14 protein-coding genes are annotated in these 12,661 nt (G+C 67.6%); 7 read left to right on the top strand and 7 right to left on the bottom strand.

Annotated features, from left to right (window positions below; all coding sequences use genetic code 11):
* Positions 1-41: 41 nt before the first annotated feature.
* The 4 genes from MG068_RS04910 to MG068_RS04895 form a co-directional block, all read right to left on the bottom strand.
* Positions 42-650, bottom strand: a complete 609-nt coding sequence (locus MG068_RS04910) for a HutD/Ves family protein (RefSeq protein ID WP_132809441.1) — start codon at positions 648-650, stop codon at positions 42-44.
* Between the two features lie 34 nt (positions 651-684).
* Positions 685-1,410 (bottom strand): murein L,D-transpeptidase catalytic domain family protein, encoded by a 726-nt coding sequence (locus MG068_RS04905; protein ID WP_004147404.1) that lies wholly within the window; start codon positions 1,408-1,410, stop codon positions 685-687.
* Positions 1,411-1,427: 17 nt separating this feature from the next.
* Positions 1,428-2,513 carry a L,D-transpeptidase gene (locus MG068_RS04900; RefSeq protein WP_132809439.1) on the bottom strand — a complete coding sequence of 362 codons (1,086 nt, stop codon included), beginning with the start codon at positions 2,511-2,513 and terminating at the stop codon, positions 1,428-1,430.
* 352 nt (positions 2,514-2,865) lie between these two features.
* Positions 2,866-3,177, bottom strand: coding sequence for a helix-hairpin-helix domain-containing protein (locus MG068_RS04895; protein ID WP_240792138.1), 312 nt, complete (start codon positions 3,175-3,177; stop codon positions 2,866-2,868).
* A 214-nt stretch (positions 3,178-3,391) separates the two neighbouring features.
* Between MG068_RS04895 and MG068_RS04890 the strand changes: the two genes are divergently transcribed.
* From MG068_RS04890 to murU, 4 genes are all read left to right on the top strand, one after another.
* Positions 3,392-4,885 carry a M20 family metallopeptidase gene (locus MG068_RS04890; RefSeq protein WP_010483606.1) on the top strand — a complete coding sequence of 498 codons (1,494 nt, stop codon included), beginning with the start codon at positions 3,392-3,394 and terminating at the stop codon, positions 4,883-4,885.
* A gap of 70 nt (positions 4,886-4,955) precedes the next feature.
* Entirely contained in the window at positions 4,956-5,225 is a 270-nt protein-coding gene (locus tag MG068_RS04885) for a GlsB/YeaQ/YmgE family stress response membrane protein (RefSeq protein ID WP_049398791.1), read from the top strand.
* 64 nt (positions 5,226-5,289) lie between these two features.
* Positions 5,290-6,315 carry an aminoglycoside phosphotransferase family protein gene (locus MG068_RS04880; protein WP_049463134.1) on the top strand — a complete coding sequence of 342 codons (1,026 nt, stop codon included), beginning with the start codon at positions 5,290-5,292 and terminating at the stop codon, positions 6,313-6,315.
* Positions 6,312-7,022 carry an N-acetylmuramate alpha-1-phosphate uridylyltransferase MurU gene (gene murU, locus MG068_RS04875; RefSeq protein ID WP_132809437.1) on the top strand — a complete coding sequence of 237 codons (711 nt, stop codon included), beginning with the start codon at positions 6,312-6,314 and terminating at the stop codon, positions 7,020-7,022. Before MG068_RS04880 ends, murU begins: the two co-directional genes overlap by 4 nt.
* A gap of 529 nt (positions 7,023-7,551) precedes the next feature.
* On the opposite strand, the gene hda is transcribed toward murU, so the two are convergent.
* The 3 genes from hda to MG068_RS04860 are packed head-to-tail and all read right to left on the bottom strand — an operon-like array spanning position 7,552 to position 10,564.
* Positions 7,552-8,259, bottom strand: a complete 708-nt coding sequence (gene hda / locus MG068_RS04870; RefSeq protein WP_132809435.1) for a DnaA regulatory inactivator Hda — start codon at positions 8,257-8,259, stop codon at positions 7,552-7,554.
* Positions 8,259-9,428 (bottom strand): AI-2E family transporter, encoded by a 1,170-nt coding sequence (locus tag MG068_RS04865; RefSeq protein WP_032130360.1) that lies wholly within the window; start codon positions 9,426-9,428, stop codon positions 8,259-8,261. The genes hda and MG068_RS04865 overlap by 1 nt, the downstream gene beginning before the upstream one ends.
* A complete protein-coding gene (locus MG068_RS04860) occupies positions 9,425-10,564 on the bottom strand; it encodes a DUF2066 domain-containing protein (RefSeq protein WP_132809433.1) in 1,140 nt (379 codons plus the stop codon). Before MG068_RS04860 ends, MG068_RS04865 begins: the two co-directional genes overlap by 4 nt.
* Positions 10,565-10,663: 99 nt before the next feature.
* Here MG068_RS04860 and purM point away from each other — a divergent pair, with 99 nt between their 5' ends.
* From purM to MG068_RS04845, 3 genes are read left to right on the top strand one after another with little or no spacing between them, the layout of a single operon-like run.
* The gene (purM, locus tag MG068_RS04855) at positions 10,664-11,722 is read left to right on the top strand and encodes a phosphoribosylformylglycinamidine cyclo-ligase (RefSeq protein ID WP_132809431.1); all 1,059 of its coding nucleotides are present in this window, start codon (positions 10,664-10,666) and stop codon (positions 11,720-11,722) included.
* 22 nt (positions 11,723-11,744) lie between these two features.
* Positions 11,745-12,233, top strand: a complete 489-nt coding sequence (locus tag MG068_RS04850; protein ID WP_032130363.1) for a hypothetical protein — start codon at positions 11,745-11,747, stop codon at positions 12,231-12,233.
* A complete protein-coding gene (locus MG068_RS04845; RefSeq protein ID WP_032130364.1) occupies positions 12,230-12,652 on the top strand; it encodes a hypothetical protein in 423 nt (140 codons plus the stop codon). Before MG068_RS04850 ends, MG068_RS04845 begins: the two co-directional genes overlap by 4 nt.
* The last annotated feature ends 9 nt before the right edge of the window (positions 12,653-12,661 follow it).

The following is a 12,661-nucleotide window of genomic DNA, read 5'->3' as shown; positions in this document are numbered from 1 at the left end:
ATCCACGCCATGCGTGGATAGTGCCGACCGGCGCCCAGGAATCATCCCGCCGCCGCACTGATCCGGATCGCCAGCAACTCGCCACCGCCCTGCAATGCATGACGCTGCCGTTCACCGGCCGCCAACCACGCAGTGTCTCCCGCCTGCAACGCCGGCAGGCCACTATCTGCACCAAACTCCGCCTGACCGGCCAGCAGATGCAGCGCCCAGGCCACGCCCGGCTCGCAGAAGAAGAACATCGTGCCCACCAGCGGCCGGTGCAGCAGTTCGGCCTGCAGCAGCTCGCGCTTCCACATCAGGTTGAAGTCGTGGGTGGTGCCATCGACCAGTTCGCCGTGCAGCGCTTCCTCACCGGCAAAACGCACACGCCCGTGCGGTGGCAGCACCTCGGCCACATGGCCATCCTCGAAACGCAGGCGCACGCCATTGCCCTGCAGCAGCACCAGCTCGCGCTCCACGCCGGGGAAGGCGGAGAACGCGGCATCCTGCTCGATCTCGGCCACCGACAGGCGTAGCGCCCAGTCATCACCCTGCGCCGGCAGTCGCAGGATCTCGCGGGTCCAGCCCAGGCCGTTGCGCCAGCGTTCGCGGCGATAGTCCAGGCGGGAGATCACCTGGCTCGGAGTGTGCAGCAGGGAGTCGATGTTCATCGGCGCATTGCATCATGCCGCGCGCCGTCATGCATCACCGCGTGGCGAGCGTGCCCTGGCCACCGCACTCACCGCCCAGCAGCTGCGAGTGCTTCAGCCAGTCCTGGTCGGGGTAGTAGGCGAACACCATCGTGCCGCCACGCAATGCGTCGATCAGTGGCTTGGCCACCGACAGGCGCACTGCCGGACAGCCCAGGCTGCGGCCGAGCCGTCCCTGCAGCTGCGCGGTCGCCGGATTCACATAGGGCGCGCCGTGGATGACGATGGCGCGTTCGCGCGCGCGGTCGTTGAAGCCCGGTTCCAGCCCGGCCAGGCGCAGCGAATAGCCGTTGCCGCCCATGTAGGTCTCCTGCGCGGTGAACGCGCCGAGGCTGGACATGAAGCTGCCATCGCGGTTGGAGAAGTGCTCGGTGCGGTTCTCACCGCTGTTGCGGCCATGCGCCACCCATTCCTCGAACAGCAGGCGCTGGTGGGCCAGGTCGAACACCCACAGGCGCGGCTCGGTGGACGGCCGCGAATAGTCGATCACGCTCAGGCGATCACCATTGATGCCCAGCTCGGGCCGCTGCAGCGCGCAGCGCATGGCGTGCGCCGCCAGCTGCAATACGTGGCGGTCGGCCTTGGGCGCACTGCGCGACAGCAAGGCAGCCAGATCATCGGCACTGGTGGCAAGGGCGGGCGTCTGTGCCAGCGCCGGAGCGCTGGCCGAGGTCGCCAGCAGGCCGAACGCGGCCAGCCGGCACAGGCGGGATGCAGTCATGGGCACAACGAAGGAACTCAGTTGCTCTTGAGGGTGGACCCTGGCGGCTCGGATTCCAAGACCGGCTGCATTCCGGATTCAGCCGGGCTTGGGCGGACCGCCGGCAGCGAGGTCACCAGCAGGGTCGTGCCCGGTACCAGCACCTGGTACAGCTGGCGGGCGAAATCGGCCGGCAACGCCATCGGCAGCGAGGGCGTGGCCAGCAGGTCCGGGGTGGCCTGGGCACGGTCCTGGCCCAGCAGCGGATAGGCCGTCCACTGGTGCAGGCGCTGGTTCGCGTCCAGCGGGCTGGGCGTATCGCTGTAGCCCTGCCCCATCACGAACAGGGTGGTGCCCTGGAACGCCGGCAGGGCGTCGGCCTTCAGCGGCGACTCGCCGATCATCACGCCATCGCGCAGCACGTACAGGCGCTGGTCGTGCAGGCTGACCAGGATGCCGACCTGCCCGGCCGGCGCTGCGGCGTCATCCCACCAGGCCTGCGCCGGGGCCCCATCCCCGGTTTCAGGAAGGGCCTGGCCGCGCGCGTTGACCGGCGCCAACACCGACGGATAGGCCAGCGTCATCGGCGAACTCTTGGCATCGGCCACGACCACGGTGTCGCCACGCTGGGTTTCACTGAACAGCTTCTGCGCGAAGGCCTGCGGCAGGCGCACGCAGCCATGCGAGGCCGGATGACCGGGCAGGCTGCCGCCATGCAGGGCGATGCCGTCCCAGGTCAGCCGCTGCATGTAGGGCATCGGCGCGCTGTTGTAGAGGTTGGACTTGTGGTCCTTGTCCTTCTGCAGGATGGTGAACACGCCGGTCGGCGTCTCATGCCCAGCCTTGCCCGAGCTGATCGTGGTCAGGCCGATGGCAATGCCGTTGCGGTACACGTACGCGCGCTGCTCATCGAGGCTGACCACCAGCACGATCGGGCCGGTCGGTGAAATTTCCGGATGCCACAGGTATTCGCCCGGCTTGAGGTCGGTCGGTCCGCGCACTTCGGCGGTGCTGGCTGCGGCAGCGGCAGGCTTGGCGGCCGGCGTTGGCGCAGCGGCATGGCCCAGCAGCGGCAGGGCCAGTGCAAGGGCGAGCATCAGGGTAGTGGGGCGGTGCAGAAGCATCCAGCGGGGGTCCTTTCCATGCGGTGCGGCCACCGTACACCATCGACCCGTGGTGGCCGCGGCAAAACCAGGTGCCGGAAATGAAACTGCCCGGCGACACAGCCATGTGTCGTACCGGGCAATCGTTACGTCCTTGTCGGCCTGCTGCCGCCCCCTCGCATCCTGCGCTGTGGGGGTAGCGTTGCATCCTGCACGCGGCCGCGTCTGTCCTGTTTGTATCTCAGCCCCTTCCACAGGTCTGTGATGCCACCATCCTGGTGATTGGTGCCGCGTCCTGCGGCGGTCGGTGGTCACGGCCTTCCTGTCCGTGTCCGGTGAACCAGCCTCCTGCCGGTTCCGACGATTCCTGCTGTCAGCGCCTCGGTACGGTTCGCACCGGTACCGATCCGGGTACCGGATCCGCCGGCAACAACCTGTTGCCTACGGTGATCCGCTGTCGATTCCGTTCGACGATTACATTCCCTATCCCCTTCACCTGCGTCAGGTCCTCGACGCGATGAAACGGGCCGTGTCTGCGCCGGTGCTCGACGATCGCCTCGGCCTTGGCGGCTCCGACCATCGTCAATCCCTGCTGCAGCGCCTGGGCATCGGCGCGGTTGATGTCGATCGGTTCGGCGGCATGCGCCCCAGCGATCCACACGACCAGCACCAGTGCCCTCAACACGACACTCCAAGGCACGACGTGTATCTCCTTGTGATTCTGGCCGTCCCGACCGGCAATCCCGTCGGTAGGAACAGTGTCCGTCACCACATGCACACAGCCTATCGGTTTCCTGGATTTCTAAAAGCCAGCCAAATACCCGACGTGATGTAGGAAAAACCCTACCCACGGCACAGGCGTAGAATGGCCGGATCAGCCCATGCAACCGGAGTTTCAGATGGACAGCGCCAAGCTCGGCCAATTCGTCAATGACAAGTGGGACAGCGAGATCGTCCCGCAGTTGGTCGACTACATCCGCATTCCCAACAAGTCGCCGATGTTCGACGCCAATTGGGTGCAGAACGGCTACATGGAACAGGCGGTCACCCTGATGGAGAACTGGGCCAAGGCCCAGCAGCTGCCCGGCCTGAAGGTTGAAGTGGTGCGCCTGGAAGGCCGTACCCCGCTGATCTTCCTGGAAATTCCGGCTACCGGCGCCGAAACCGGCGACGACACCATCCTGCTCTACGGCCACCTCGACAAGCAGCCGGAAATGACCGGCTGGGACGACGACCTCGGCCCGTGGACCCCGGTCCTGCGCGGCGACAAGCTGTATGGCCGCGGCGGTGCGGACGACGGCTACGCCATCTTCGGCTCGCTGGCCGCGGTGCTGGCACTACAGGCCCAGGGCCTGCCGCACGCCCGCTGCGTGGTGCTGATCGAAGCCTGTGAAGAGTCGGGCAGCTATGACCTGCCGGCCTACGTCGACCACCTCGCCGACCGCATCGGCAAGCCGTCGCTGGTGGTCTGCCTGGATTCGGGCTGCGCCAACTACGACCAGCTGTGGTGCACCACCTCGCTGCGCGGCCTGACCGGCGGCAACTTCACCGTGAAGGTGCTCAACGAAGGCGTGCACTCCGGCGATGCCTCCGGCGTGGTGCCGTCCAGCTTCCGACTGCTGCGCCAGCTGCTGTCGCGCATCGAGGACCAGGACACCGGCCGCATCCTGATCGACGGCATGAACGTTGAGATCCCGGCCGAGCGCCAGGAACAGGCCAAGCGCGCCGCCGAAGTGGTCGATACCGAGATCTTCGAGAAGTTCCCGATGGTCGACGGTCTGCGTCCGATGAACGAGGACCTGACCGAGCTGGTGCTCAACCGCACCTGGCGCCCGGCACTGTCGGTCACCGGCGTCGGTGGCATGCCGGCGCTGGAATCGGCCGGCAACGTGCTGCGCCCGCAGACCTCGGTGAAGCTGTCGCTGCGCCTGCCGCCGACCGCCGATGGCAAGACCTGCGGTGAGCTGCTGAAGGAAGCGCTGCTGCGCGACCCGCCGAACGGTGCGCAGGTCACTCTGGATCTGGAAAAGGCATCCACCGGCTGGAACGCCCCGGCCATGGCGCCGTGGCTGACCCAGGCCATCGACGACGCCAGCCAGGCCTTCTTCGGCAAGCCGGCGATGTACATGGGCGAAGGTGGCTCGATTCCGTTCATGGGCATGCTGGGTGAGAAGTTCCCGGGCGCCCAGTTCATGATCACCGGCGTGCTCGGTCCGCACTCCAATGCACACGGCCCGAACGAGTTCCTGCACATTCCGATGGGCAAGAAGGTCACCGCCTGCGTGTCCAAGGTGATCAGCGAGCACTACGCCGCCAGCCTGCGCGGCGAGACCAGCGGTTCGCCGGTGGCTGCCGACAGTGGCACCCGCCACGGCGACCACGGCTGCTGCTGAATCCGGCACACCGTGACGGACGCAGCCTGGCCTTGCTAGGCTGCGTCCACCCTTGGTGGAAATCGCGCGCATGAATGGTCTGTTCGGCAGCAGCAGCTGGCTCTACATCATCCTGGTCGGCTTCTTCGTCGGCCTGCTCGGGCGATTCTTCATGCCCGGCAACAACCGCATGGGCTGCCTGCTGACCATCGTGCTGGGCATCATCGGCGCGCTGCTGGCCGGGTGGTTCGGCCAGTACATGGGCTGGTACGCCCCCGGTGAGCCGGCCGGCTTCCTCGGTGCTGTGCTGGGCGCAGTGGCCGTGCTGGCCGTCCTGCGTCTGTTCAGCGGTCGCCGCTGATCCCGCACCCTCTTCCCTTCCTGTTCCCGACGTAGGCGCGCCCGGCGCGCCCGGATATGCCTGCATGACCGAACCCGCCTCCGATCCCCAGCGCAGCGCGCAGCGCCTGCAGTGGGCCCGTACCCAGCTCGATGATTCCAGTGCGGTGGTCGAACGCGCCTCGGTCGATGCCGGCATGCGCAGCTACTGGCGCACCACCAGCACGCGCGGCAGCCACATCGTGATGGATGCCCCGCCGGGGCTGGAAGATCCGCGCCCGTGGCTGCGCATGCGCGGCCTGCTGGATGACAACGGCCTGCGTGTGCCCGCGCTGCTGGCACAGGATCTGGATGCCGGCTTCCTGCTGCTGGAAGATCTCGGCGGCCCGACCCTGGCGAAGATCCTCGACGAGCGCAACGCCGATGAATGGTTCGGCCGTTCGATCGAACAGCTGCTGCGCCTGCAGGCGATCCCGGTGCCGGCCGACTTCGGCCAGTTCGGCGAAGCACTGCTGCAGCGCGATGCCGGCCTGTTCGACGAATGGTTCCTGCAGCGCCACCTGAACCTGGAACTGGACTGCGGCGAGATTGAAGGGCTGCAGCTGGTGCACCGCCGCTTGATGGACAACGCGCTGGGCCAGGCCCAGCTGATGACCCATCGCGACTACATGCCGCGCAATCTGATGCCGGTCGAGAATGGTCCGGCAGTGCTGGATTTCCAGGACCTGGTGCGCGGCCCGATCGCCTACGATGCGATGAGCCTGTTCAAGGACGCGTTCCTGAGCTGGCCGCTGCAGCGTGTGGACGAGTGGCTGGCGCAGTATCACGAGCGCGCCCGCAACGCCGGCCTGCCGGTGCCCGACCGCGCCACCTTCCTGCGCGATGCCGACTGGATGGGCATCCAGCGCCACGTGAAGATCCTTGGCCTGTTCTGCCGCCTGCGCTACCGCGACAACAAGGGTCACTACCTCGACGACGCGCCGCGCTTCATCGCCTATCTGGACGAAGTGCTGCCGCGCTACCGCGAGCTGGCACCGCTGCAGCAGCTGCTGGAACACCGCATCAAGCCGGCGCTGACCGACCTGGCCGCACCGATGCGCGTGGCCCGATGAAGGCGCTGGTCTTTGCTGCCGGCCTCGGCGAGCGCATGCGCCCGCTGACACTGCACACGCCCAAGCCGCTGCTGGACGTGGCCGGCAAACCGCTGATCGTCTGGCACCTGGAACGCCTGGCCGCACTCGGCGTGCGCGAGGTGGTGGTCAACACCGCATGGCTGGCCGAGCAGTTTCCAGCGACGCTGGGCGATGGCAGCCAATGGGGCCTGCGCCTGCATTTCATGTACGAAGGGCAGACCCCGCTGGAAACCGGCGGCGGCATCCTCAATGCACTACCGGTGCTGGGCGACGCCCCGTTCCTGGTGGTGAACGGCGACATCTGGACCGATTTCGATTTCGCCACGCTGCCGCGCGAGCCGCAGGGCCAGGCGCATCTGGTGCTGGTCGACAATCCGCTTCAGCACCCGAACGGTGACTACCGCATCGATGCGCAGGGGTTGCTGCACCACGACCGCGAAGGACCGTGCCTGACCTATGCCGGCATCGGCGTGTATCGCCCTTCCATCGTGGCCGACTGGCACACGGTGATCGGTGATGCACCGGGCAGCGAGCGGCTCCCACCGAAGTTCTCGGTGGTGCCGCTGCAGAAGCACTTCATGGCGCAGGGATTGATGACGGGGCAGCACCATCGCGGGCGCTGGACCGATGTCGGGACCGTGGATCGCCTGCGCGCGCTGGATGTTGAGTTGGCCGCGAACGGCTGAGCCCCTCGTGGCTGGATGCCTAATCAGTAGAGTCGAGCTTGCTCGACTGCAAAGCCGTGCTTGGCCGGGCGGGATGGGTACGCGGGGGACGCCGTGAATCCATCCATGGAGGCTTGTCCGCGGCATCCATGCCGCAGACACCCCCGCGTACCCATCCCGCCCGGCCTCTGACAGTTTCCGTGCGCGTCCAGCCACGGAAAAGAAAAAAGAAAAGCAAAAGCGGGTCGCGTCGCTATGCTCGCTCTGGTGTCGACCAAGGTAGACACCCACCAACAGCAGTGCAGTATGCAGTCCCGGCAGATCGCGGGAACCTGTCGAAGGCGGGGTGGCTCAGGTTGCGGGGGCGTGAGCGCCATGGATGGCGCGACCGAGGCTACATGGACGTACTTGCGCCGTCCCCCGCAACCTGAGCCACCCCGCCTCCCCTCAGGAAGCCAGCTTCTGCTGTTGCTTCGGCTCTTGCTGTTGCCGGCCAGCGGCCGGCACTACGGCGGGTGCAGGGCGCAGCCCTGCAAAGCAAACCCCACCCTCAGTAACGAGGCCGCCCTTCTTCCAGCACCTGGCGCAGGAACGGCACGGTGATCCGCCGCTTCGCCGCCAGCGACTCGCGGTCCAGCCAGTCCAGCAGCGTGATCAACCCACCCAGCTCGCGCCCGGTATGCGACAGCAGCCACTCGATCGAGGCCTCGTCGATCGCCAGCCCACGCCGCAGCGCGCGCTCACGCAGCACCGCTGCCCGCCCTTCCTCATCCAGCGGCTGCAGCAGCACACGCACGCACTGGCCCAGCCGCGAACGCAGGTCCGGCAGCACCAGGCCCAGTTCGCCCGGCGCCTTCTGCGCCGTGTACAGCACGGTCACGCCCGCAGCGCGCGCACGGTTATGGAAATCGAACAGCGCGATCTCGTCCTCGCGGTTGCCGGCAACCTCATCCAGGCCGTCCAGCGCCACCAGTTCGCGCGCTTCCAGCCCATCGAGCGCCGCACGAACGCGGCCAGCGGCGCTGGCCAGCGGTACGTAGGTCGGCAGTCGCCCGGCCTGCTCGGCGCTGGAGCACATCGCCAGCGCCTGGTGGGTCTTGCCCGTGCCCGCCGCACCTTCCAGGTAGACCCAATCGTGGCTGGCGCCGACCGCGATCGCGCGCAGCTGCGCCAGCGCGCCATCCGGCGCGCCGATGAAGGTCTCCAGGCGCTGGTCCTGCGGGTAATGCAGGGCCAGCGGCAGTTGCGGCACACCCATCACTTCAGGTCGGGGCCCTTGTCGTTCGGAATGATGATATGGGGGGCATCGACCACGCCATCAAGCACGATCGCCGGCTTCTCACCCACGTACAGCTCGCTCTGGCGATAACGCTGGTGCGCGTAGCGCAGCAGCACGTTGGTCACCGCTGCCACCGGCAGCGCCAGCAGCATGCCGAGGAAGCCGAACAGCTGGCCGCCGGCCATCACCGCGAAGATCACTGCCACCGGGTGCAGGCCGATCTTGTCGCCGACAATCCGCGGGGTCAGCACGTAGCTTTCCAGCAGCTGGCCCACAGTGAACACCACGCCGACCAGGATCAGCAGCTTCAGGTCGAAGCCCTGTGCCTGCACCAGTGCGGCGACCACCGCCATCAGGATGCCGGTGGTCGCGCCCAGATAGGGAATGAAGCTGATCAGGCCGGCAATCAGGCCGATCAGCAGACCCAGCTTGAGGCCGACCAGCGACAGGCCGCCGGCATAGATCACACCCAGCGCCAGCATCACCAGGAACTGACCGCGGATGAAGGCGCCCAGCACCTCGTTGGACTCACGCGCCAATGCGCTGATGGTGCCGATCTGGTTGCGCGGAATCACCGACGCCACGCGCTCGACCAGCTTGTCCCAGTCACGCAGGAAGTAGAACGCCAGGATCGGCAGAAGCAGGATGTTGACCACCCAGGTCACCATCGCAAAGCCCGAACGCGAGACATAGCCCATGAACGTGGTGGCGAAGCCGCCGGCCTGCTGCCAGTGGCTGCGCACCCATTCGATCAGGCGGTCCGGGTCCAGCCACTGCATCACTTCCAGGCCGGTCTTCTGCTCGAACCAGGGAATGCCCTTTTCCATCAGCCACGCCTGTGCCTGCGGCGCGACCGCAATCAGGGTGGTGATCTGGCGCTCGATCATCGGCACCAGCACCAGCAGCAGCGCCACGATCACCAGCACCATCGCCGCGAACACCAGCACCACGCCGGTCATGCGCGAACGGCCGGTGGCCTCGATGCGGTCCACCAGCGGATCGCCCAGCCAGGCCAGCGCCAGCGCCAGCACGAACGGGGTCAGGATCGGCGCCAGCAACCACACCACCCAGCCGATCAGGCCGGCGAACAGGATGTACTTCAGGCGGCGCAGAAACTGCGCGATTTCCGCTTCCGGGGTCAGGTTCATCGCAGGCGGTACTCGTTGCTGACCGGCGCAGCGACCGGGGCACCGGTGGCGTCGTCGATCGGCGTCGGCAGGGCCGGCAGCGGTGCGCTCGGCACCAGCACGCCGTTGTCGCCCAGCATGCGGTTGAAGCCGGCCAGGCCGGTGGTCATCTCCAGGCTCAGCTCCAGCTGGCCGGCCGAAGCGTGCAGCGGGGTGACGTTGCGCACCACCGGCACCTCACGCAGGCCGGCAGCCAGGCGCAGGTAGTCGTCGGCACTGTTGATGCCGGTGACCACCACCCGATAGGTGCCGGCCTGGCCGACGGCCGCGCCGGCCTTGGCATAGCGCTTGACCAGCGCATCGGCGGCACCATCGGCACCGGCGGCCATCGCGCGCATGGCGTTGGCGTCCTTGCTGGTCCACTTGTTCAGCTCACGGCCGTTGTCGACGAACACCCAGTCCGCCTGCCAGCCGCCATTGGCGCGGTACAGCTTGCCGATCAGCTGCATCGGCGGAGAGTAGCGCGAAGAGGCACGGGCCACGGCGGCACTGTCCTGGCGCCAGATGGCACCGGCCAGCGCCTGTTCGGCGGCACCACCGCTGGGCAGGCCCAGCTTGTAGCCGCGCTCGATGGCGCGGTTCAGCAACGGGCGGGCGGCGTTGGCCTGCTGCACGCTGACCAGGCGCGGGCCGCTGCCGTCATCGACGGCCAGCCACAGCACCGGCTTCGGTCGGGGCTGCGGCCACAGCGGCAGGCCCAGCGCCGACACCAGCGAATCGACATCGTCCTCGCGGAAGCGGGCCACCAGCAGGGTGCGGAAGCTGGGGGCGCCACTGGCGCTCACGCTCTGGTCCTGCTTGTAGTCGTAGCTGGCCACGTAATCCTTGGCATTGCGCAGCGCCTGCGCCACGCCAGGGCGCGACATCACGCTGCGATCGCCGGACAACTTGCCCAGTACAACGCTCAAGGCGCGGGCCAGGGCGCCGTTGCGGTCGGCTTCGGCCTGGCTGTTGACGGGCACTTCGGCCTCGTACGCGCCAGTGGCGGTGGCAACATCACCCTCGGTGCGCAGGCCGCTCTGGGCCATCGTGGCCACCGGCAGGCTCAGCGCAAGGAGCAGGGTCAGAATCAGGCTGCGGCGCATCAGGACATCCATTGGCTCGACGTATCCGGGGGAATTGTTGCCCGAATACGGCCTTTGCGCCAATGCGGCCTGTTAAAATCGCCCGTTCAACCCCTGCCAGCGCCGACGCCCGTGACCAACACCCCGTCTTCCGCCCCCTCCCCCCTCACCTACCGTGACGCGGGTGTCGACATCGACGCCGGCAACGAACTGGTCGAGCGGATCAAGCCCCTGGTCAAGCGCAGCTTCCGCCCGGAAGTGATGGGCGGCCTGGGCGGCTTCGGCGCCCTGTTCGACCTGTCCAACAAGTACCGCGAGCCGGTGCTGGTGTCGGGTACCGACGGCGTGGGCACCAAGCTGAAGCTGGCCCACCAGCTGGACCGCCACGATACGATCGGCATCGACCTGGTCGCGATGTGCGTGAACGACGTGCTGGTGCAGGGTGCCGAGCCGCTGTTCTTCCTGGACTACTTCGCCACCGGCAAGCTGGACATCGACACCGCCGCAGCGGTCGTGGGTGGCATCGCCAACGGCTGCACCGAGGCCGGCTGCGCGCTGATCGGCGGCGAAACCGCTGAAATGCCCGACATGTATGCCCCGGGCGAGTACGACCTGGCCGGCTTCACCGTCGCCGCGGTTGAGAAGAGCGAGCTGAAGGATGGCGCCAGCGTGGCTGCCGGCGACGTGCTGATCGGCATCGCTTCGTCCGGCCCGCATTCCAACGGCTACTCGCTGGTGCGCCGCATCTACGACCGCGCCGGCCGCCCGGCCGAGCTGGAGCTGGAAGGCGGCGTGAAGCTGGTCGATGCGCTGATGGCGCCGACCCGCCTGTACGTGAAGCCGATCCTGTCGCTGCTGAAGTCGCACGGCGCGGCCATCCACGGCATGGCCCACATCACCGGTGGCGGCCTGACCGAGAACATCATCCGCGTGGTTCCCGACGGCCTCGGCCTGGACATCCAGGCCTCGGCCTGGACCCTGCCGCCGGTGTTCCAGTGGCTGCAGAAGGAAGGCGCGGTCGCCGACAGCGAGATGTGGCGCACCTTCAACTGCGGTATCGGCTTCGTGCTGATCGTGGCGCCGGACCAGGTGGCCGCGGTATCCGATGCGGTCAAGGCGCAGGGCCTGGAGCACTGGACCATCGGCCAGGTGGTCACCGCCGAAGGCGCCGAGCGCGTCCACATCGCCTGATCCCGACAACCCAGGAGCCCGCATGGACGCAACGCCCCCCTTGTCGCCCGCCCCCGTGCCGCCGCCGCTGGCGACGGTACCGGTGTTCAACGCGCAGGATGCCGACCACCTGCGCATGCTGGCCATCGCGCACTACGTGGTCGGCGGCCTGATCGTGCTGTTCTCGCTGATCTTCATCATCCACATCGTGCTGGGCATCACCGCGCTCACCGGCAACCTGCCGATGAATTCCGGCGGCCAGCCGTCGTCGCCGGCCGAACAGCGCCTGTTCGGCTGGATGTTCACCCTCATCGGTTGCGTCGCCGTATTCGGGGGCGTCACCCTGGGCGCGTTCGTCGCCTATGCCGGCCGCTGCCTGGCCCAGAGACGCCGCTACCTGCTGTGCCTGATCGCGGCCGGCCTGGCCTGCCTGTTCACCCCCATCGGCACGGTGCTGGGGGTGTTCGGCCTGATCACCCTGCTGCGCCCGCAGGTGAAGGCCGCCTTCGACCTTCCCGCCACGCCCGCATGACCGCCTCCGGCAATCCGCCGCCGCTGCCGCATCAGACCCTGGCGCAGCTGCAGCTGACCAGCCACCTGCAGACGCTGAAAGTGCTGTTCTACGCGTTGGCCGGCTTCCATTGGTTCGCCACAGTGGCGTTTCTTGGCCTCAGCGGATGGGTGGCCCACTCGCGCGGGCTGGACGATGCCTGGATGCTGACCACGGTCTATGCGTCCATCGCCGTGCTGGCGGCCGTGCTGGGGTTCGTGCAGTTGTATACCGCGCGCCAGCTGTCACATCGCACCGGGCTGGCCTGGTGCCGGCGCGCGGCGTGGCTGGGCGTACTGGCCGGCCCGCTGGGCATGGCCTTGGCCGCCTATGCCTGGGTGTTCCTGTCCAAACCTGACATGGCCGCGCTGTTCGACCGCGGCGACCACCTCAGTGTCTGAACCTGCCGG

This window comes from Stenotrophomonas sp. ASS1 (assembly GCF_004346925.1).
Lineage (GTDB): Bacteria > Pseudomonadota > Gammaproteobacteria > Xanthomonadales > Xanthomonadaceae > Stenotrophomonas > Stenotrophomonas maltophilia_A.
The sequence above is the reverse complement of the archived record's forward strand: the minus strand, read 5'-3'. Positions and strand labels throughout refer to the sequence as shown.

Coding starts and splice junctions, on each gene's coding strand:
- MG068_RS04890 (WP_010483606.1), top strand. CDS start 3,392: ATGGACAGCGCCAAGCTCGGCCAATTCGTCAATGACAAGTGGGACAGC.
- hda (WP_132809435.1), bottom strand. CDS start 8,259: ATGGGTGTGCCGCAACTGCCGCTGGCCCTGCATTACCCGCAGGACCAG.
- MG068_RS04910 (WP_132809441.1), bottom strand. CDS start 650: ATGAACATCGACTCCCTGCTGCACACTCCGAGCCAGGTGATCTCCCGC.
- MG068_RS04880 (WP_049463134.1), top strand. CDS start 5,290: ATGACCGAACCCGCCTCCGATCCCCAGCGCAGCGCGCAGCGCCTGCAG.
- MG068_RS04860 (WP_132809433.1), bottom strand. CDS start 10,564: ATGGATGTCCTGATGCGCCGCAGCCTGATTCTGACCCTGCTCCTTGCG.
- MG068_RS04885 (WP_049398791.1), top strand. CDS start 4,956: ATGAATGGTCTGTTCGGCAGCAGCAGCTGGCTCTACATCATCCTGGTC.
- MG068_RS04845 (WP_032130364.1), top strand. CDS start 12,230: ATGACCGCCTCCGGCAATCCGCCGCCGCTGCCGCATCAGACCCTGGCG.
- MG068_RS04850 (WP_032130363.1), top strand. CDS start 11,745: ATGGACGCAACGCCCCCCTTGTCGCCCGCCCCCGTGCCGCCGCCGCTG.
- murU (WP_132809437.1), top strand. CDS start 6,312: ATGAAGGCGCTGGTCTTTGCTGCCGGCCTCGGCGAGCGCATGCGCCCG.
- MG068_RS04905 (WP_004147404.1), bottom strand. CDS start 1,410: ATGACTGCATCCCGCCTGTGCCGGCTGGCCGCGTTCGGCCTGCTGGCG.
- MG068_RS04900 (WP_132809439.1), bottom strand. CDS start 2,513: ATGCTTCTGCACCGCCCCACTACCCTGATGCTCGCCCTTGCACTGGCC.
- MG068_RS04865 (WP_032130360.1), bottom strand. CDS start 9,428: ATGAACCTGACCCCGGAAGCGGAAATCGCGCAGTTTCTGCGCCGCCTG.